Annotated in this window: 16 protein-coding genes; 11 read left to right on the plus strand and 5 right to left on the minus strand. The window is 45.6% G+C overall.

The features are described from left to right. From AACR11_RS22560 to AACR11_RS22575, 4 genes are all read left to right on the plus strand, one after another. On the plus strand, window positions 1-484 hold a 484-nt coding region (locus AACR11_RS22560), incomplete at its 5' end, for an EF-Tu C-terminal domain-related protein (RefSeq protein WP_266099127.1). A 336-nt stretch (window positions 485-820) separates the two neighbouring features. Further along, window positions 821-1,009: a (2Fe-2S)-binding protein gene (locus AACR11_RS22565; protein WP_005451472.1), complete on the plus strand. Its 189-nt coding sequence runs from the start codon at window positions 821-823 to the stop codon at window positions 1,007-1,009. Between the two features lie 74 nt (window positions 1,010-1,083). Beyond that, the gene (bfr, locus tag AACR11_RS22570) at window positions 1,084-1,560 is read left to right on the plus strand and encodes a bacterioferritin (protein ID WP_005381359.1); all 477 of its coding nucleotides are present in this window, start codon (window positions 1,084-1,086) and stop codon (window positions 1,558-1,560) included. Window positions 1,561-1,769: 209 nt separating this feature from the next. Continuing rightward, a complete protein-coding gene (locus AACR11_RS22575) occupies window positions 1,770-3,047 on the plus strand; it encodes a malic enzyme-like NAD(P)-binding protein (protein ID WP_029789975.1) in 1,278 nt (425 codons plus the stop codon). 110 nt (window positions 3,048-3,157) lie between these two features. Here AACR11_RS22575 and metJ read toward each other — a convergent pair whose 3' ends face one another. Beyond that, a complete protein-coding gene (gene metJ / locus AACR11_RS22580; protein WP_005432736.1) occupies window positions 3,158-3,478 on the minus strand; it encodes a met regulon transcriptional regulator MetJ in 321 nt (106 codons plus the stop codon). A gap of 229 nt (window positions 3,479-3,707) precedes the next feature. Here metJ and AACR11_RS22585 point away from each other — a divergent pair, with 229 nt between their 5' ends. The 3 genes from AACR11_RS22585 (at window position 3,708) to metF (ending at window position 8,469) form a co-directional block, all read left to right on the plus strand. Next, entirely contained in the window at window positions 3,708-4,868 is a 1,161-nt protein-coding gene (locus tag AACR11_RS22585; protein WP_029789974.1) for an O-succinylhomoserine (thiol)-lyase, read from the plus strand. A 17-nt stretch (window positions 4,869-4,885) separates the two neighbouring features. Next, window positions 4,886-7,294, plus strand: a complete 2,409-nt coding sequence (locus tag AACR11_RS22590; RefSeq protein ID WP_029789973.1) for a bifunctional aspartate kinase/homoserine dehydrogenase II — start codon at window positions 4,886-4,888, stop codon at window positions 7,292-7,294. A 272-nt stretch (window positions 7,295-7,566) separates the two neighbouring features. Beyond that, entirely contained in the window at window positions 7,567-8,469 is a 903-nt protein-coding gene (gene metF, locus AACR11_RS22595; RefSeq protein ID WP_005432740.1) for a methylenetetrahydrofolate reductase, read from the plus strand. A 70-nt stretch (window positions 8,470-8,539) separates the two neighbouring features. On the opposite strand, the gene AACR11_RS22600 is transcribed toward metF, so the two are convergent. The 3 genes from AACR11_RS22600 to argE all read right to left on the minus strand — a co-directional run bounded on the left by AACR11_RS22600 (window position 8,540) and on the right by argE (window position 13,566). Then, complete coding sequence (locus AACR11_RS22600) at window positions 8,540-9,079, minus strand: PadR family transcriptional regulator (protein WP_005451477.1); 540 nt, start codon at window positions 9,077-9,079, stop codon at window positions 8,540-8,542. A gap of 438 nt (window positions 9,080-9,517) precedes the next feature. Continuing rightward, window positions 9,518-12,151 (minus strand): phosphoenolpyruvate carboxylase, encoded by a 2,634-nt coding sequence (gene ppc / locus AACR11_RS22605; protein WP_005451479.1) that lies wholly within the window; start codon window positions 12,149-12,151, stop codon window positions 9,518-9,520. 278 nt (window positions 12,152-12,429) lie between these two features. Then, window positions 12,430-13,566, minus strand: coding sequence for an acetylornithine deacetylase (gene argE / locus AACR11_RS22610; RefSeq protein WP_017190923.1), 1,137 nt, complete (start codon window positions 13,564-13,566; stop codon window positions 12,430-12,432). Window positions 13,567-13,710: 144 nt separating this feature from the next. On the opposite strand from argE, the gene argC reads away from it, so the two are divergent. The 4 genes from argC (at window position 13,711) to argH (ending at window position 18,958) form a co-directional block, all read left to right on the plus strand. Next, window positions 13,711-14,715, plus strand: a complete 1,005-nt coding sequence (argC, locus tag AACR11_RS22615) for an N-acetyl-gamma-glutamyl-phosphate reductase (protein ID WP_079325139.1) — start codon at window positions 13,711-13,713, stop codon at window positions 14,713-14,715. Window positions 14,716-14,736: 21 nt separating this feature from the next. Continuing rightward, the gene (gene argB / locus AACR11_RS22620) at window positions 14,737-15,528 is read left to right on the plus strand and encodes an acetylglutamate kinase (protein ID WP_005451485.1); all 792 of its coding nucleotides are present in this window, start codon (window positions 14,737-14,739) and stop codon (window positions 15,526-15,528) included. Window positions 15,529-15,618: 90 nt separating this feature from the next. After that, window positions 15,619-16,833 carry an argininosuccinate synthase gene (locus AACR11_RS22625; protein ID WP_005451488.1) on the plus strand — a complete coding sequence of 405 codons (1,215 nt, stop codon included), beginning with the start codon at window positions 15,619-15,621 and terminating at the stop codon, window positions 16,831-16,833. 250 nt (window positions 16,834-17,083) lie between these two features. Then, entirely contained in the window at window positions 17,084-18,958 is a 1,875-nt protein-coding gene (gene argH / locus AACR11_RS22630) for an argininosuccinate lyase (protein ID WP_005432701.1), read from the plus strand. 154 nt (window positions 18,959-19,112) lie between these two features. Here the strand turns inward: argH and AACR11_RS22635 are convergent, their stop codons facing one another. After that, window positions 19,113-19,394 (minus strand): DUF3624 domain-containing protein, encoded by a 282-nt coding sequence (locus AACR11_RS22635; RefSeq protein WP_029789972.1) that lies wholly within the window; start codon window positions 19,392-19,394, stop codon window positions 19,113-19,115. Window positions 19,395-19,500: the final 106 nt, after the last annotated feature.

A 19,500-nucleotide genomic window follows, 5' to 3' on the forward strand; every position in this document is an offset into this window, starting at 1 on the left:
TGGTATCCTAAACGTAGGTGACGAAGTTGCTATCGTTGGTATCAAAGACACTACTACTACTACATGTACTGGTGTTGAAATGTTCCGTAAGCTTCTTGACGAAGGTCGTGCTGGTGAGAACGTTGGTGCACTTCTACGTGGTACTAAGCGTGATGAAGTTGAACGTGGTCAAGTACTAGCTAAGCCTGGTTCAATCACTCCACACACTAAGTTCGAGTCAGAAGTATACGTACTTTCTAAAGATGAAGGTGGTCGTCACACTCCATTCTTCAAAGGCTACCGTCCACAGTTCTACTTCCGTACAACTGACGTAACTGGTGACATCTCTCTACCAGAAGGCGTAGAAATGGTAATGCCAGGCGACAACATCCAAATGCAAGTTGAGCTAATCGCTCCAATCGCTATGGACGAAGGTCTACGTTTCGCTATCCGTGAAGGTGGCCGTACTGTAGGTGCTGGTGTTGTTGCTAAGATCTTCGACTAATTCTTACTGAATTAATCGTAATCTTGCACTCTTCTTCTTTTTGAAGAAAGCGCTAGAAAAAGGGAAGCTGAGGCTTCCCTTTTTTATATCTACAATTCCTCTTTTCAATATGGTTATAAGCCCATCACTCTTAGTCATGCTTTTTGTTTTTTAAAAACATGATCTTAGCTCTGCTCGATTTTCTCTTCTTTTTAGCTATCCGCTAAGTCACTGAAAAATGCCAAAGCGGTCCAGACCGTTATAACAAAACGTTCTGTAATTCACCTTAATACAACTGGTAACAAGAACGATTCTTGTTTATATTTCATTCCAAAGTGAAATTTAAAGGTTTTGAATATGTACGTTTGTCTTTGCCATGGTGTCTCTGACAAGAAAATTAGGAAGTTGGCGATAGATGAAGGTGTAACAGACATAAAAGGAATTAAACGATGTACTGCTTTGGGCAGCCAATGTGGTAAGTGCATTAAACAAGCCAAAGAGATTTTAGCGGAAACAGAATACCTAACACTGAAACAAGCTAGCTAATTATTAGCTAAGCCTTTTTGACACCTTCTCATTTGCTTCTACATTTAAATGAAGCCAAAGAGGAGGGCTTTGTCATGAAAGGCGATCCAATCATAATCCAACATCTCAATAAAGTGCTCGGCAACGAGCTCGTCGCTATCAATCAATATTTTCTGCATGCTCGTATGTACAAGGACTGGGGCTTAAAACACCTCGCCGACAAGGAGTACCACGAGTCGATCGATGAAATGAAGCACGCTGATCATCTAATCGAACGTATCCTGTTTCTAGAAGGCTTACCTAATTTGCAAGATCTCGGTAAATTGATGATCGGGGAAGATACCAAAGAAATGCTTGAGTGCGATTTGAAGCTCGAAATGGCAGCAATCCCAGATCTAAAAGATGCGATCGCTTATGCGGAGGATATCCGTGATTATGTATCACGCGACCTCTTCCAAGATATTCTTGAAGACGAAGAAGAGCACGTCGATTGGCTTGAAACGCAACTGGGCTTGATCGAAATGTCTGGTATCGAAAACTACCTACAAGCGCAATACGTTGATGAAGAGTGAGATTATATTTCGCTGTTTTCTCGCTGAAAGAAAGTGATTAAAAGTGCACCTGATCTGTCTATCAGGTGTCAATCATAGATATCTGGTCTAATCTCTTACATTATTACCTTTTTTAAGGATATCGCTCGCAATCTTGCCTATGAAGATTGACTTCTATCCTTTAGAATTTATTCCCCCTTACCGAAAAAATAACAAAAGAGAAACGATCCATGTCTGAAGACAATCGCCAAGAAGTCACCCCAGAAGAAGAACGCCGCCAACAAGCACTGGACTACCATGCGTACCCAATCCCAGGCAAAATCGCAGTAGAGCTGACTAAGCCAGCTGAAACTGCTAACGATCTTGCTCTGGCATACAGCCCTGGTGTTGCAGAGCCTGTACGCGAAATCGCACAAAATGCCGACAACGTGTACAAGTACACGGCGAAAGGCAACATGGTTGCGGTTATTTCTAACGGCACGGCTATTCTTGGTCTTGGTAACCTTGGTCCGCTAGCTTCTAAACCAGTAATGGAAGGTAAAGCGCTGTTGTTCAAACGCTTTGCTGGTCTAGATTCAATTGATATCGAAGTGAAACACCGCACGATCGACGAATTTGTCGACACAGTAGCAAACATTGCAGATACTTTCGGTGGTATTAACCTAGAAGATATCAAAGCGCCTGATTGTTTTGAGATTGAAAAGCACCTTATCGAACGCTGTGATGTACCTGTATTCCACGATGACCAACACGGCACTGCAATCGTAACGGCTGCGGGTATGCTGAACGCAATTGAGCTGCAAGGTAAGAAGCTAGAAGAATCAACCATCGTTTGTCTTGGTGCTGGTGCTGCGGCAGTGGCATGTATGGAGCTGTTGATCAAATGTGGCGCAATGCGTGAGAAGATCTACATGCTGGATCGTAAAGGGGTGATCCATACACGTCGTGACGACCTAAACGAATACAAACAGTTATTCGCAAACAACACAGATAAGCGTACGCTGGAAGACGTGATTGAAGGTGCGGATCTGTTCTTGGGTGTATCAGGTCCAAATTTACTACCTGCAGAAGCATTGAAGCTGATGGCAGATAAGCCTGTTGTGTTCGCATGTTCAAACCCAGATCCAGAAATCAAACCAGAATTGGCTCATGAAGTGCGTGATGACTTGATCATGGGCACTGGTCGTAGCGACTACCCGAACCAAGTAAACAACGTTCTGTGTTTCCCATTCATCTTCCGTGGTGCATTGGATGTTCGTGCGAGTGAAATTAATGATGAAATGAAGCTTGCGGCAGTCGATGCGATTCGTGAATTGGCAAAAGAGCCAGTACCAGAAGCTGTATTGAAGGCAGCTGGCGTAGACAAGCTAGAGTTTGGCTCTGATTACATCATTCCAAAACCAATGGATCCACGTCTACTACCACGCGTAGCAAAAGCGGTTGCTCAAGCTGCGGTTAATTCAGGTGTAGCGCGTATTGAGATGCCAGAAAACTACATGGCGGAGTAAGCCAAAGTCATTTCTGACAGCAAAGAAAAGGGACGCGATGGCGTCCCTTTTTAGTTTGGTCTGAAACTGTCCCCGGTGCAGCCTCATCGTGTTGACGAATTTGTAAGCAATTATTCTTCGTCAAACGCTTCGAATTCGATGCCCATTGCCGTCATCAGCGCTTTCGCTTCTGTAGGAATATCATCTGGGCGGTCTTTACGAAGGTCTTCATCAGTTGGCAGTGGTTGCCCTGTGTAAGCATGTAGGAATGCTTCACATAGTAGCTCACTGTTAGTCGCATGGCGTAAGTTGTTGATCTGGCGGCGAGTTCGCTCATCAGTCAGCACTTTTAAAACTTTTAGCGGGATAGAGACGGTAATCTTTTTTACTTGTTCGCTTTTTTTACCGTGCTCAGCATACGGGCTAATGTATTCGCCATTCCAGTCAGCCATTGCGCACCTTCATTAATGTAATAAATTAGAAAAATAAATATAGGTGCTGATTTTAGCTGCATTTACCGCCATAAGCAAAGACATATAGACGTCTAGAAGTGTTGACGTCTTATTTTTAGACAAGTAAAGTGAGGTTAATAGTTAGGGAAGAGTGTTAATCAATTGAGCAATACAAGCTAGATATAGCGCATTCCCATTTAGATGTCACCACCCGTGAAAGGATACACCCATGAGCACCCGTAAGCCTGCGACCATTGCTGTACGCACTGGTATCGAGTCAGACAGTCAATATCACGCTGTTGTACCACCAATCTACCTTTCTACTAACTACGGCTTCCCCGCGTTTGGTGAAGTTCCACAATACGATTACACACGTTCTGGTAACCCAAACCGAGGCTTGTTAGAAAAAGCATTGTACGAACTTGAGTCAGGTAAAGGAGCGGTTGTCACTAACTGCGGCACATCGGCACTAAACCTGTGGGTATCGGCGTTTCTTGGGCCTGATGACTTAATTGTTGCACCGCATGATTGCTACGGCGGTACGTATCGTCTGTTCAATACTCGAGCCAACAAAGGCGACTTTAAAGTGCAGTTTGTTGACCAGTCGGATCAGCAAGCGTTGGATGCGGCGATTGCGAAAAAGCCAAAGCTTATCTTGTTAGAAACTCCGTCAAACCCACTCGTACGTGTTGTTGATATTGCGGCTGTGTGTGAGAAGGCAAAACAAGTTGGCGCTTTAGTTGCAGTGGACAATACCTTTTTGACACCTGTGTACCAAAAGCCTTTGGAGCTTGGTGCGGATTTTGTTATCCACTCAACAACGAAATACATTAATGGTCACTCTGACGTGATTGGTGGTGTGGTGATCACTAAGAGCGAAGAGCATGCTGAAGAGTTAGCATGGTGGGGTAACTGCATTGGTGCAACGGGTACGCCATTCGACAGTTACATGACTCTTCGAGGAATTCGTACGCTGGGTGCGCGAATGCGAGTTCATGAAGAAAGCTCTCAGCAAGTGTTGGCGTATTTGCAAACGCAATCTTTGGTAGCGAAGATTTATCATCCAAGTTTGCCAGAGCATCCAGGCCATGACATCGCGAAGAAGCAACAATCGGGTTTTGGTTCTATGCTGAGCTTTGAGTTTGCTGGCTCATTTGAGCAGCTAAAAGTGTTTGTTAAAGAACTTGAACTCTTCTCTCTTGCTGAGTCGCTAGGTGGTGTAGAAAGCTTGATTTGTCACCCTGCGTCAATGACGCATCGTGCGATGGGTGAAGAAGCTCTGGCTGAAGCTGGTGTTTCTCAACAGTTACTGCGCTTATCTGTTGGCTTAGAAGATGCCCAAGATCTGATTGCTGATCTTGAGCAAGCATTTGCGAAAGCTACACAGTAATTGGGAGAGGTAAGGTCATGACTGTACAACGTCAGCTGCATAAATTTGGTGGTAGCAGCTTAGCGAACCCAGAATGTTACCAACGTGTGGTGGGTATTCTTAAAGAGTATTCAGCAGAAAATGATTTGGTGGTGGTATCGGCTGCAGGGAAAACCACTAACCGCTTGATCGAGTTTTTAGAAGGGCTAGATAAAGACGGTCGCATCGCACACGAAGCGCTACAAAACTTGCGACTGTTCCAGACGGAGTTAGTTGAAGCTTTATTAGAAGGAGAAGCGCAAACGCAAGTGCTTGCTTCTCTTCAAGATGAATTCAGTACCTTAGCTGAGTTAACTGCGCCACTTACAGAAGCGCAAAAAGCAGCAGTGCTTGGGCATGGTGAAGTATGGTCGTCACGCTTACTGGCTGCACTGTTATCACAACAGGATCTTCCAGCGGTAGCGCAAGATTCTCGCGCCTTTTTACGCGCAGAAGCTGGAACGCAGCCAGAAGTCGACCGAGCTCGCTCTTATGCACTCATCAAAGAGGCGTTAACTCAACATAGCCACAAGCGTGTCATCATTACAGGCTTTATGGCGCAAAATGAAGTGGGTGAAACAGTACTGTTGGGGCGTAACGGCTCAGACTATTCAGCAACGGTGATTGGTGCATTGGCTGAGGTAAACACAGTGACCATCTGGAGTGATGTTGCTGGCGTTTACAGTGCAGACCCACGTTTAGTGTCGGATGCTTGCTTGTTGCCGTTGCTGCGTTTAGATGAGGCGAGTGAACTTGCGCGTTTGGCTGCGCCAGTGCTGCACAGTCGCACGCTACAGCCAGTTGCTCAAAGCACGATGGATTTGAGCCTCAAATGCAGCTATCAACCTGAATCAGGCTCAACGCGTATTGAGCGCGTATTGGCTTCAGGTCGCGGTGCTAAAATCATTACGTCTCTTGATGAAGTGTTGTTGGTTCAACTGTCTTTTATCCATGGTCATGATTTTGAGCGAGCGCAGAAAGAAGTTCTGCAAGCTTTAAAGCGTGCTCAATTGGAACCATTAGCATTTGAAGCACAACAAGATCAGCAAACTTTGCGTTTGGCGTATACCGCAGAGATTGCTGGCGGTGCATTAACTTATCTACAAGAGTTAGCCGTTGAAGCAGAAATCAAGCTTAAAGAGGGTTACTCACTTTTAGCGGCTGTTGGTGCCGGAGTGACGAAAAATGCAAATCACTGTTTTGGCTTCTATCAACAACTTAAGCATGCGCCTGTTGAGTTTATTTCAGAGACGGAATCAGGTTTGAGTTTGGTAGCAGTACTACGCCGCGCAGAAGTCGAAGAGTTGGTACAACGCATTCATAGTCAGTTGTTTCAAGCGCAAAAGCGTGTAGCGGTTGCCTTGTGTGGTAAAGGTAACATTGGTTCAAGTTGGTTATCGCTGTTTGCAGAGCAAAAAGAAGAGCTCGAAAAACGCCATGGTATGAGCTTTGATTTAGTGGCGGTTGTCGATAGTCAAACGTATTGGTTTGATGAAAACGGGATTGATGCAGCAACAGTTGCTCAGCGCTTTGATGATGAAAGCATTGAGAATGATGGCAACTGGTTGGCGAAGCTCGGCGCGATACAAAACTTCGATGAAGCAGTCGTCCTTGATGTCACGGCGAGTAAAGAGTTGGCGACACGTTATGTGGAAATTGCGCAGCAAGGTATTCACTTGATTTCAGCGAACAAAGTGGCAGGCTCGGCGGACAGTCAATATTACCACCAAGTACAAGACGCCTTTGCTAAAATTGGTCGTCATTGGCTTTACAACGCTACGGTTGGTGCAGGGTTACCGATCAACCATACTGTTCGAGACTTGCGTGAAAGCGGTGATGATGTCGTCGCACTATCGGGTATTTTCTCCGGTACGCTATCTTGGTTATTCCAGCAGTTTGATGGCTCAGTGCCGTTTGCTGAACTGGTCGATTTGGCATGGCAACAAGGTTTGACAGAGCCTGACCCTCGCTCTGATTTAGATGGCTCTGACGTGATGCGTAAGTTGGTTATCTTGGCTCGTGAATCTGGTTTGAGTATTGAACCAGAGAGTGTGAAAGTGGAATCACTTGTACCAGAAGAGTTGCGAGAACTGAGCCTAGACGCATTCTTTGACCAAGGTGATATTCTAAGTGAGATTCTACAAGAGCGTCTAACCAAGGCTCAGAAAAATGACCAAGTGTTGCGTTATGTCGCGCGTTTAGAGCGTAATGGCAAAGCAACGGTGGGTGTTGAAGCATTATCACGTGAACATGCACTGGCAAACTTACTACCGTGTGACAATATCTTTGCTATTGAGAGTAAGTGGTACAAAGACAATCCATTGGTTATTCGAGGTCCAGGTGCTGGTCGTGAAGTCACGGCTGGTGCGATTCAATCTGACCTTAATCGCCTAGCTGGTTTGTTTTAAATTTCACCGAAACAATTTTTGCGAACGACAACAAAACCTCGGACTATCTCCGGGGTTTTTTATTATTTAGATAATGCCATACTGAATTGGGAAGTTCGGCTAGGGATTGGTCATAAAGGAACTTGAACTATCCTCATTATGAACTTGAGAAAAATTCATAATCACAAGGTTGACATTAAATCGCATTCAATACATTCTGTAGACATATAGACGTCTAAACGTCGATTTGAGGAATTTTGATTTCGTGGTGGAGTTGCCACAGGGAGAGTAAGATGGGATACACGCATGCAGGGCACATCGATGCCTTAAACCAGAATATCGCTGAACTATCAGACAACATCAACGTCTCATTTGAGTTTTTTCCACCAAGCAGTGAGAAGATGGAAGAAACACTGTGGAACTCAGTGCATCGTCTTAAAACTCTTCAACCAAAATTCGTTTCTGTCACATACGGCGCAAACTCAGGCGAGCGTGACAGAACCCATTCGATCATTAAAGAAATCAAAGCGGCAACAGGTCTTGTGGCTGCACCTCACCTAACGTGTATCGACGCAACTCGTGATGAATTGATCGACATTGCTGACGATTACTGGAATAACGGTATCAAAAACATCGTAGCGCTACGTGGTGATATTCCACCGGGTGGTGGTGCGCCAGATATGTACGCATCGGATTTGGTAGAACTGCTTAAAGCGCGCCACGATTTCGATATCTCAGTAGCGGCATTCCCAGAAGTTCACCCTGAAGCGAAAAGTGCTCAATCGGATCTGCTGAATCTAAAGCGTAAAGTTGACGCAGGTGCAAACCGCGCGATTACTCAGTTCTTCTTTGATGTGGAGTCTTACCTGCGCTTCCGTGACCGTTGTGTAGCGGCTGGTATTGATGTCGAAATTGTGCCGGGTATCTTGCCAGTATCGAACTTCAAACAAGCATCTCGCTTTGCGGCGCAGAATAATGTGAAAGTACCAGGTTGGATGAGCAAGCAGTTTGAAGGTTTGGATGATGATCCCGTGACGCGTCAGCTGGTTGGTGCAAGCCAAGCAATTGATATGGTTCGTGTATTAAGCCGTGAAGGTGTAAAAGATTTTCACTTCTACACATTGAACCGTGCAGAGATGACTTATGCACTTTGCCACACTCTAGGTGTTCGTCCACAAGTTGCAGTAGGGGCTTAATGCCCCTTCCCCAGATAAACAAAAGGCTTGCCCATCGGCAAGCCTTTTTCGTTTCATTTAAAGTGACGAATTAGCCGATCACTTCAAGTTCTGTTAGTACTTCTTCTGCCCAGTTAATCCAAGCTTCACGTAGCATTAGGTTACGACGAAGTGTTAGGCGCTCAAGACGTGCTTGCTTGTCTAGTGTTGATGGCGTTGCGTAGTACGCTGCTTCGATTTCTTTGTAGTGAGAAACGAGCTTACGAGACTCTTCTACAAGTTCAGAAAGCTGGTCACGGTACGGTGCTGCTGGCTGCACGGCACAAGCCATTAGCTTAGCAGAGAATTCGTCGCGTACAGTTGGGTGTGCAGTTGGTTGATCGAACCACTCGCCCAATGCGCTACGACCTGCGTCAGTTATTGAGTAAACCTTACGATCTGGTTTGCCTTCTTGAGGTTCTAGTACGCAAGTAACCAGCTCTTTCTCAGCCATCTTGTTAAGTTCACGATAAACTTGTTGATGGCTTGCTTTCCAGAAGTAACCGATGCTAGCTGAGAATTCTTTAGTGATGTCGTAACCGGTAGCGTCGCGAGTGCTAAGTACAGTTAGAATTACGTGTGGTAATGACATGTCTTCAATCCAAATGGTCAATAAACTTGTAAACAAGCTAGCTACACTTTCATTTGCGTTCTTAATGACGCTTGAGTTTTTTATGTGTAGATAGCACCAACAATGTTGGTCCTGTCACCTTAAAGCCGTTTATCACCTAGAGTGATGGTGTTTCCACCGAGCTGGAGCCTATTTGATTGGACTTGTGAGCTTCCAGCAGGCAAGTAGTATATAAATAATAAGCATGAAGTGGAATAGTAGGACAAAATTACCCAAAAAAACTAATAAAATACTCAATAGTGTTTTTTGGTAGTGAAATGTTTTGTTTTATAGAGACTTTTTGTTTTCTATTTGGATTAATAATCTAGGTCGGTGTTGTTCGAATAGTGGAAGTGATTAGTAAATAATAATAAAGGCTGAGATTTCGCTCAGCCTTTTAGTCAACTTTATGTAATCAGATTAACCTGTATTACGCATGCCTGCCGCAATACCTGCAATCGTCACCATCAATGCTTCTTCTAAATTGGCAGAAGCTTCTTCAGTTTGACGAGTTCGGTATAGCAACTCGGCTTGAAGCATGTTCAATGGCTCAACGTAGATGTTACGTAGGCGAATAGATTCTAGACCCCAAGGGTCGCTTTGCATTAGGTTCTCGTTGTTCTCTACGTTTAGTACCGACTTGATATCACGCTGGAGTTGCTCACGTAGTCGATCACCTAATGGTAGAAGTTGATTCTCCACTAGGCGTTGATCATAGTAGCGAGAGATTTCCATGTTGCACTTGGTGTACACCATCTCAAGCATGCCTAGACGAGTAGAGAAGAACGGCCATTCACGACACATCTCTTCCAGTAGCGCCTGATGACCTTTGTCTACAGAGTACTGAATAGCCTCACCTGCGCCTAACCATGCTGGCAGAACCAAGCGGTTTTGGCTCCAAGAGAAGATCCATGGAATCGCACGCAAGCTTTCTACGCCACCGTTTGGATTACGTTTCGCTGGTCGTGAACCAAGTGGCAGTTTACCTAGCTCAAGCTCCGGTGTTGCTTGGCGGAAGTAAGGCACGAAATCTGGCTCGCCACGAACGACACTACGGTATGCTTCGCAGCTTACTTCTGACAAGACGTCCATTAGGTCACGCCACTCTTGCTTAGGCTCTGGTGGCGGCAGTAGGTTTGCTTCAAGGATTGCGCTCGCGTACAGGTTGAAGCTGTTAACGGCAACATCAGGTAGACCCAACTTAAAGCGGATCATTTCGCCTTGCTCTGTTACACGCAGACCACCTTTCAAACTCTTAGGTGGTTGAGACAGTAGTGCTGCATGAGCAGGTGCACCACCACGACCAATCGTACCGCCACGACCGTGGAATAGTGTGAGTTCTACGCCTTCTTCTTCTGCAACCTTAACCAGTGAATCCATCGCATGGTATTGCGCCCAACCTGCTGACATTACGCCTGCGTCTTTTGCAGAGTCAGAGTAGCCGATCATCACCATTTGGTGGTTTTGGATAAAGCCACGGTATAGATCGATGCCCATCAGCTGTTTGATTACCGCTTCCGCGTTGTTCAAATCGTCTAGGGTTTCGAACAGAGGACACACGTCCATGCGGTAAGGGCAACCTGCTTCTTGAAGTAGTAGGTGTACGGCAAGTACGTCAGAAGCGGTACGCGCCATTGAGATAACGTAAGCACCGAATGCTTCGCGAGGTTGTGCTGCAACAATCTTACAGGTATCCAAAACCTCTTTAACTGGTTCCGATGGTTCCCAGTCACGAGGCAGAAGAGGGCGCTTAGATGCGAGCTCGTTAGTTAGGAAAGCTACCTTATCTTGCTCGCTCCACTGTTCGTAGTCACCAATACCTAAGTAACGAGTCAGTTCAGATAGAACGTCGGCATGACGCGTACTTTCTTGACGGATATCGAGACGAACTAGGTGGATACCGAATGCTTTAACACGGCGTAGTGTATCCAGCAGTGAGCCGTTAGCAATCACGCCCATGCCACATTCGTTTAGTGATTGGTAACACGCGTAAAGTGGTTCCCAAAGCTGCTCTACTTTTTGTAGCGGCGCTTTGACTGCCAGTTTCTGACCGTGAACTTTTGCGTCGAGAATGTCTTTTGTTTCGTTCAGTAGCGAACGTAGCTGTTTAAGGATCGCACGGTATGGTTCGTGTTGATCTTCACCCGCAAGCTCTCGAACTTTGTCGTTACACACTGTCATTGACAGTTCGCTGATCAGTTCGTTGATGTCGTTGAGGTATAGGTCTGCAGCTTTCCAACGAGACAGAAGCAGTACTTCACGAGTTACGCTGTGAGTTACAAATGGGTTACCGTCGCGGTCACCACCCATCCAAGATGAGAAGTGCACAGGGCGAGCATCAATCGGTAGACCTTCGCCAAGGTATGATTTTAGACGGTCGTTCATTTCACGTAAGAAGTCAGGTACGGCTTCCCATAGTGAGTTTTCTACTACAGCAAAGCCCCATTTAGCTTCATCAAGCGGTGTCGGGCGCTGTTGACGAATAACGTCAGAGTGCCAGCTTTGAACGATCAGCTGCTCAAGACGGCGTTCAGTTTTCTTACGCTCTTTGAAAGAGAGGTCGCTCAGCTCTAGCTTAGATAGACACTCGTTGATCTTTACAAGCTTGTTGATCATAGTGCGACGAGTGATTTCGGTTGGGTGTGCAGTCAGAACTAACTCAATGTTCAGATCGCGAACCGCTTGTGCCGTGTCTAGCTTACTCACATCATTTTGCACTAGTTTTGAGAACAGCGAATTAATTGCGTCAGGTTCGCAGATATGCTCTTCACAATGGCGTGAAATGGTGTGGTATTGCTCAGCAATATTGGTCAGGTTTAGAAATTGGTTGAACGCGCGGGTCACTGGCGTCAATTGCTCATCTGGTAAGCTTTTAATTTCTTCTATTAAGCTTTCTCTGTCAGCGTTATTTCCAGCTTGAGCCGATTTGGATAATTTACGAATGGTTTCCACTTTCTCGAAGATTTCTTCGCCATGAGCATCACGAATCGTGTTACCCAGAAGGTGGCCCAACATGCGCACATTGCTTTTAAGTGCGGCGTATTTCTCGTTCATTGTCATCCTGCCTCGTAAAAAAACTACATCCATTGTCCTTGTTAAGACTCCAATCTAGCGAAAATAACCAGTTCTAGTCAAATAAAGCAGAGTAAGTTTGCAATTATTCCGCTGCTGACCTGATTTAGAGCAAAATTAGGTCAGCTTATGCCACTTGAAGTGAAAATTAATTACAAAATTGCCGCTTAAAGAAGGATATAGCGTGCTAGAAGAATAGTGGCGAAGATAACAAAATGCAGCTCAATTGAGCTGCATTGTGAGGAAAGTACAGAATGCGACTAACAACAATATTTCACCATCGCACGTGATAACACGTCGATGGTTGGGTCGATAAAGTCGAAAGAGAGGAACTCATCTGGTTGATGAGCTTGATCAATTGAACCGGGACCTAGAACTAAGGTTGGACACAGTTGCTGCAGAAATGGCGCTTCAGTACAGTAGTTGACGGTTTCTGAGCTGGTTTGACAGATCTCTTCAACACCACCAATAAATGGGTGATCGTGTTGACATTCGTAACCCGGAATTGGCTCGTGCAAGGGAATAATTTCTAATCGCCCTGGCCATTTCGCCTCGACTTCTTTCAATGCTCCGCGCAGCATGTTCTCTAAACCATCAAGGCTAATACCAGGAAGAGGACGAACGTCATAATGCAGTTCACAGCAACCGCAAATACGGTTTGCGCTGTCACCACCATGGATATGACCAAGGTTTAGGGTAGGGCTTGGAATAGCAAAACCCGGATGGTGATACTCTTTAACCAATTTGTCGCGCAGTTGCATCATGGCAAACATGACTTCATGCATTATTTCAATTGCGTTGACGCCGAGCGCAGGATCAGACGAATGACCGGACTTGCCTGTTACGCGAATGGCATTTGCCACATGCCCTTTATGACCTCGAATTGGTACGAGGCTGGTGGGTTCGCCAATGATGCAGTAATCCGGCTTAAAAGGCGCATTCTCAGTGAAATGACGGGCACCTAGCATAGTGGTTTCTTCATCACAGGTCGCCAATACATAAAGCGGCTTGGTTTGCTTACTCCAGTCGATTTTCTTTACCGCTTCATAAATAAAGGCAAAGAAGCCTTTCATATCAGCAGTACCCAAACCGTAAAAGCGGTTGTCTTTTTCGGTCAGCTTATGTGGGTCAAAACTCCAACGTCCTTCATCAAATGGCACTGTGTCGCTGTGACCTGCGAGAAGTAGACCGCCTTCACCTTCACCCATACGTGCAATCATATTGTGTTTGCCTGGTTCCACTTCGATCACTTCAACACTGAAGCCAAGATCTTTAAACCAAGAAGCTAGCTTCTCGATCACTTTGGCATTGCCTTGATCCCAACTTGGATCGGTTGAGCTGATCGAAGAGGTACTGATCAGTCCTTCATAGACCTCTAGAAAACTTGGTAATTGCATGGATTCTTCAATTCTCCTATTGACAGACAGAGCACAAAAATGTAAAACACATATTAAATCATATTTAATGAATAAAAAATCAAAATAAAGCAAAAATTAAATATTAATAGTCATTTTGAGCCTTAAGTATATGGATGTCATGTAATGCTAAAAACCACGATTATCGGAGCCAGCGGCTACACCGGCGCAGAGTTGGCTTTAATGGTCAACAAACACCCTGAACTCACGCTATCAGGTTTATACGTTTCCGCCAATAGCGTAGATGCAGGAAAGAATATTGCTCAATTGCACGGCAAGCTAGCGGGTGTGATTGATATGCCAGTTTCACCACTGACTGACCCTGAGCAAGTTGCTCTAGTGTCTGATGTGGTCTTTCTGGCAACGGCACATGAAGTGAGCCATGACTTAGCTCCTATCTTCTTAGAGGCGGGATGTCAGGTATTCGATTTATCTGGTGCATTTCGTGTGAAAAGCGAAGGCTTCTACGACACCTTTTATGGCTTCGAACATCAATATAACAACTGGCTAGATAAAGCAGTATACGGCTTAGCAGAGTGGAACCAAGAATCAATAAAAACCACTCCTTTGATTGCAGTGGCAGGTTGCTACCCAACCGCTTCACAGCTTGCAATCAAACCTTTATTAGAACACGCATTACTGGATACCAATCAATGGCCTGTGATTAACGCAACCAGTGGTGTATCAGGTGCAGGGCGTAAAGCTTCCATGGTTAACAGCTTCTGCGAAGTGAGCTTGCAACCTTACGGTGTCTTTAACCATCGTCACCAACCAGAGATTGCTCAGCATTTAGGTTGCGATGTGATTTTTACTCCACACCTAGGCAACTTCAAACGCGGCATTCTTGCCACTATCACGATGAAATTGGCACAAGGTGTGACGGAAGCACTAGTGGTACAAGCGTTTGAACAAGCTTACCAAGGCAAGCCAGCGGTTCGCCTTAAAGGTGACGGTATTCCACGTATTCAGGATGTCGAAAATACGCCTTTTTGTGATATCGGCTGGAAGGTACAAGGCGAACACATCATTGTGATTTCGGCGATCGACAACCTACTTAAAGGTGCATCGAGTCAAGCGATGCAATGTCTCAATATTCATTACGGTTACCCAGAACTGACAGCGTTGCTGTAGTCGTTGAAAGAGGGAAATGCGATGACGCAAACCAATCAAGCTCCTTTAGTCATTAAGCTCGGTGGTGCAGCCCTATCTTGCACTCAAACCTTAAGCCAACTGTTTGGTGCCATTGCGGCTTACCAAAAGTCGGCACAGCGACAAATCGCCATCGTTCATGGCGGTGGCTACCTAGTTGATGAATTGATGGCAAAGCTTCAGCTTGAAACCGTAAAGAAAAACGGTCTTCGCGTAACGCCTTATGAGCAAATTCCTGTGATTGCAGGTGCGCTTGCGGGTACAGCAAACAAATTGCTTCAAGGTCAAGCGATTGCGGATGGTCTAAACGCTGTAGGTCTTAGTCTCGCTGATGGTGGGCTATGTCATGTTGAAGAGCTGGACCCAGAGCTAGGCGCAGTAGGTAAAGCATCACCGGGTGATTCAACCCTATTACAAGCGGTGCTAAACGCAGACGCATTGCCGATCATCAGCTCAATTGGTCTGACTGAAAAAGGTCAGATGATGAATGTGAATGCTGACCAAGCCGCTGTTGCAGTGGCCGGTGCGTTAGATGCGGAGTTAGTACTTCTGTCTGATGTTAGCGGTGTACTCGATGGCAAAGGTCACCTGATCAAAACGCTATCCGAGCAAGAAGCCGATGCATTGATCAAAGGGCAAGTGATCACCGACGGTATGATCGTCAAAGTTAAAGCCGCTTTGGAGGCTGCCAATGATCTTGGTCGTCCTATCGAAGTTGCGACATGGCGTTACCCAGAGAAACTGACCCAGCTATTCGCGGGTGAAAGTATCGGAACGCAATTTCTGCCGCAATAGAGCAGAAGCAAACCAGTTAAAGAATTGAACATTAGGAAGTGGTTGGCACTGACCGCCGAGAGCAGCGCCAGTTAAGTTTGGAGAAAAAACATGAGCAAAGTGAACGTAAATAAAGTGGTAGTCGCATACTCAGGCGGTCTAGATACTTCAGTAATCATCCCGTGGCTAAAAGAGAACTACGACTGTGAAGTAGTAGCTTTCGTTGCCGATGTTGGTCAAGGTGCAGAGGAGCTAGAAGGTATTGAAGCGAAAGCAAAAGCTTCTGGTGCTTCTGAATGTTACATCGCTGATCTGAAAGAAGAAATGGTAGCGGATTACATTTACCCTACGCTAAAAACCGGTGCTTACTACGAAGGTAAATACTTACTAGGTACATCAATGGCGCGTCCAATCATTGCCAAAGCGCAGGTTGAAGTTGCACGTAAAGTGGGTGCAGACGCTCTGTGCCATGGTTGTACAGGTAAAGGTAATGACCAAGTACGTTTTGAAGGTGCATTTGCAGCACTAGCACCAGATCTGCATGTTATTGCGCCTTGGCGTGAATGGGATCTAGTGAGCCGTGAAGAGTGCTTAGATTACCTAGCAGAGCGTAACATTCCTTGTTCAGCATCTCTTACTAAGATTTACTCGCGTGATGCGAACGCATGGCACATTTCTACTGAAGGTGGCGTTCTAGAAGATACATGGAACGCGCCAAATGAAGATTGCTGGGCTTGGACTGTAGACCCAGAGCAAGCACCGAATGAAGCAGAAACCGTGACGCTGAAAGTAGCGAAAGGTGAAGTTGTTGAGGTAGACGGTGAAGCGATGACACCATATAACGCGTTGGTTTACCTAAACGAAAAAGGTGCGAAGCACGGTGTTGGTCGTATCGATATTGTCGAAAACCGTCTAGTGGGAATGAAGTCTCGTGGTTGTTACGAAACTCCGGGGGGCACCATCATGATGGAAGCACTGCGTGCGGTAGAGCAACTGGTGCTGGATAAAGCGTCATTTGAATTCCGCGAGGAGCTTGGTCTGAAAGCATCACACCTTGTTTATGATGGTCGTTGGTTCACGCCGCTATGCAAGTCTATTCTTGCGGCTTCTGAAGAGCTCGCGCAAGACGTGAATGGCGAAGTGGTTGTGAAGCTTTACAAAGGTCACGCAACGGTAACGCAAAAACGTTCGGATAACAGTTTGTACTCTGAAGAGTTTGCTACTTTTGGTGAAGATGAAGTTTATGACCAAAGCCATGCTGAAGGCTTTATCCGTCTTTACTCACTATCAAGCCGTATCCGTGCGCTGAACAGCCAGAAAAAATAAGCCAATTTAACGCCTTATAAGATAAGAGACCTGCCACTATTGGCAGGTCTTTTTGGTTTTTGCTGACCTTATTGGCATAAAGATAAAATAATCATGAATAAATATGTAAAAATATTGAATTTATACTTTATTTTTGTCTACGATTATCGTAACGTTGAGGCATAAGAAAAAGTGAGCAAATGACCTCCGATTTGGTCAACACTTAATGAATAACACGTTAGCGTAAGCAATAGTCATCAGGAGAGACGCAATGGCATTATGGGGCGGAAGATTTACCCAAGCGGCAGATACCAGATTTAAAGACTTCAACGATTCGTTGCGTTTCGATTACCGATTGGCCGAGCAAGATATCGTAGGCTCAATTGCGTGGTCTAAAGCATTGCTGTCTGTTGACGTGTTATCTGCAGATGAACAACAAAAGCTTGAGCTAGCACTAAATGAACTCAAGCTTGAAGTGATGGAAGACCCACATCAAATCTTACGTTCAGACGCTGAAGATATCCACTCTTGGGTCGAGCAGCAACTGATCAATAAAGTTGGTGACCTAGGTAAAAAGCTACACACGGGACGTTCTCGTAACGACCAAGTTGCAACCGATCTCAAGCTTTGGTGTCGTCAGCAAGGTCAACAACTGTTGATTGCACTTGATCGCCTACAAACTCAAATGGTTGGTGTTGCTAAGCAGCATCAAGGTACTGTTCTTCCTGGTTACACGCACTTACAACGTGCTCAGCCTGTGACGTTTGCTCACTGGTGCTTGGCTTATGTTGAAATGTTTGAGCGTGATTACTCACGTCTGAACGATGCGCTAAAGCGTTTGGATACGTGTCCACTCGGCTCGGGTGCGCTTGCGGGGACCGCTTACCCTATCGACCGTGAAGAGCTGGCTCACAACCTTGGTTTCCACCGTGCGACACGTAACTCGCTAGACTCGGTTTCTGACCGTGACCATGTGATGGAACTGATGTCTGTGGCATCTATTTCAATGTTGCACCTATCTCGCTTGGCAGAAGACATGATCTTCTACAACTCGGGTGAGTCCAACTTTATTGAACTAGCCGATACCGTGACTTCAGGTTCTTCGTTGATGCCGCAAAAGAAAAACCCAGATGCATTAGAGCTTATTCGTGGTAAGACAGGTCGTGTATACGGCGCGCTTGCTGGCATGATGATGACGGTGAAAGCGCTGCCACTGGCTTACAACAAAGACATGCAAGAAGACAAAGAAGGTCTGTTCGATGCGCTTGATACATGGAATGACTGTATGGAAATGGCAGCATTGTGTTTCGATGGCATTAAGGTTAATGGCGAGCGTACGTTAGAAGCGGCGAAGCAAGGTTACGCAAACTCAACTGAGCTGGCGGATTACCTAGTGGCGAAAGGCATCCCATTCCGTGAAGCGCACCATATCGTCGGTGTTGCTGTGGTTGGTGCAATTGCCAAAGGCTGTGCGTTAGAAGAGTTGTCGATTGAAGAATTGAAATCTTTCTCTGAAGTGATTGAGGCGGATGTGTATGACATCTTGACCATCGATTCATGCCTTGAGAAACGTTGTGCGCTTGGTGGCGTGTCGCCGCAGCAAGTGGCTTATGCTGTCGACCAAGCAGACAAGCGTCTATCTCAACGTGACACTTCAGCAGTCAAAGTACGTCCAGCACGTCTGACGGATATTGAGACACTGGAAGGCATGGTGGCGTACTGGGCAAATATGGGTGAGAATCTACCACGCTCACGTAATGAGTTGGTACGTGACATTGGTTCTTTCGCGGTTGCCGAGCACCACGGAGAAGTCACTGGTTGTGCGTCTTTGTATGTCTATGACTCAGGCTTAGCAGAGATTCGCTCTTTAGGTATTGAAGCGGGTTGGCAAGGTCAAGGGCAGGGCAGTGCGATTGTGAACTATCTGGTTGAGAAGGCGCGCCAGATGGCTATTAAGAAAGTCTTTGTGCTGACACGTACGCCAGAGTTCTTTATGAAGCAAAGCTTCTTGCCAACGTCGAAGTCATTGCTGCCAGAGAAAGTACTGAAAGATTGCGATCAGTGCCCACGTCAGCATGCATGTGATGAAGTTGCACTGGAGATCAACTTGTTCGAACAATTGATCCAGAAAAGTAACGTAGCCTAGGTTAATGATTCTATTAGTATTTAAGAAAATACTAAAAAAATCAGAAAAAAATTTGGAACCTTTGAGAGGAAGCCCGGTCTATTAAAGTACCACTGCTTTTTCTTAGAAGAATCTAAGAGAGCCCCAAGACCGGTATTGGTTTTGGGGCTTTTTTCTATCTGTCATCTGGATGATGATCATCTTTATTTTGTTTTCTATGGCGGCGCTGCCACGGCAGAATAACGAAGCGCATCCAGAGGTGTAAAAACAGCAGACCATTAAACGCAAAGCCCGCAAAGATCAGTGCGATCGACTCGATGCTTTGTGGAGCATCTTTAAATGCAAACCACCATACGATCCAACATAAGACAGAGAGCACGGTAAGTTGATCCATGCATCGCTGGCAACGCCCGATTTTTTTCCAAAACCAATGCTCTTGGCAACTTCGACAAGTCATTGTTCTACCCAAACTATCTATTTGCTTCTGATTATAACCTCAACTCCTGCTTGATAGTGTTTTTGCTTGGTTTCTTAGTCTCGCTTATCAAACCAAAAATGAAAAA

The organism is Vibrio sp. L85, from assembly GCF_963871815.1.
GTDB classification, from domain to species: Bacteria; Pseudomonadota; Gammaproteobacteria; order Enterobacterales; family Vibrionaceae; genus Vibrio; species Vibrio harveyi.

Excerpts from the sequence above, each read along its gene's own strand:
- AACR11_RS22565 (WP_005451472.1), top strand. The coding sequence starts at position 821 with ATGTACGTTTGTCTTTGCCATGGTGTCTCTGACAAGAAAATTAGGAAG.
- bfr (WP_005381359.1), top strand. The coding sequence starts at position 1,084 with ATGAAAGGCGATCCAATCATAATCCAACATCTCAATAAAGTGCTCGGC.
- AACR11_RS22575 (WP_029789975.1), top strand. The coding sequence starts at position 1,770 with ATGTCTGAAGACAATCGCCAAGAAGTCACCCCAGAAGAAGAACGCCGC.
- metJ (WP_005432736.1), bottom strand. The coding sequence starts at position 3,478 with ATGGCTGACTGGAATGGCGAATACATTAGCCCGTATGCTGAGCACGGT.
- AACR11_RS22585 (WP_029789974.1), top strand. The coding sequence starts at position 3,708 with ATGAGCACCCGTAAGCCTGCGACCATTGCTGTACGCACTGGTATCGAG.
- AACR11_RS22590 (WP_029789973.1), top strand. The coding sequence starts at position 4,886 with ATGACTGTACAACGTCAGCTGCATAAATTTGGTGGTAGCAGCTTAGCG.
- metF (WP_005432740.1), top strand. The coding sequence starts at position 7,567 with ATGGGATACACGCATGCAGGGCACATCGATGCCTTAAACCAGAATATC.
- AACR11_RS22600 (WP_005451477.1), bottom strand. The coding sequence starts at position 9,079 with ATGTCATTACCACACGTAATTCTAACTGTACTTAGCACTCGCGACGCT.
- ppc (WP_005451479.1), bottom strand. The coding sequence starts at position 12,151 with ATGAACGAGAAATACGCCGCACTTAAAAGCAATGTGCGCATGTTGGGC.
- argE (WP_017190923.1), bottom strand. The coding sequence starts at position 13,566 with ATGCAATTACCAAGTTTTCTAGAGGTCTATGAAGGACTGATCAGTACC.
- argC (WP_079325139.1), top strand. The coding sequence starts at position 13,711 with ATGCTAAAAACCACGATTATCGGAGCCAGCGGCTACACCGGCGCAGAG.
- argB (WP_005451485.1), top strand. The coding sequence starts at position 14,737 with ATGACGCAAACCAATCAAGCTCCTTTAGTCATTAAGCTCGGTGGTGCA.
- AACR11_RS22625 (WP_005451488.1), top strand. The coding sequence starts at position 15,619 with ATGAGCAAAGTGAACGTAAATAAAGTGGTAGTCGCATACTCAGGCGGT.
- argH (WP_005432701.1), top strand. The coding sequence starts at position 17,084 with ATGGCATTATGGGGCGGAAGATTTACCCAAGCGGCAGATACCAGATTT.
- AACR11_RS22635 (WP_029789972.1), bottom strand. The coding sequence starts at position 19,394 with ATGACTTGTCGAAGTTGCCAAGAGCATTGGTTTTGGAAAAAAATCGGG.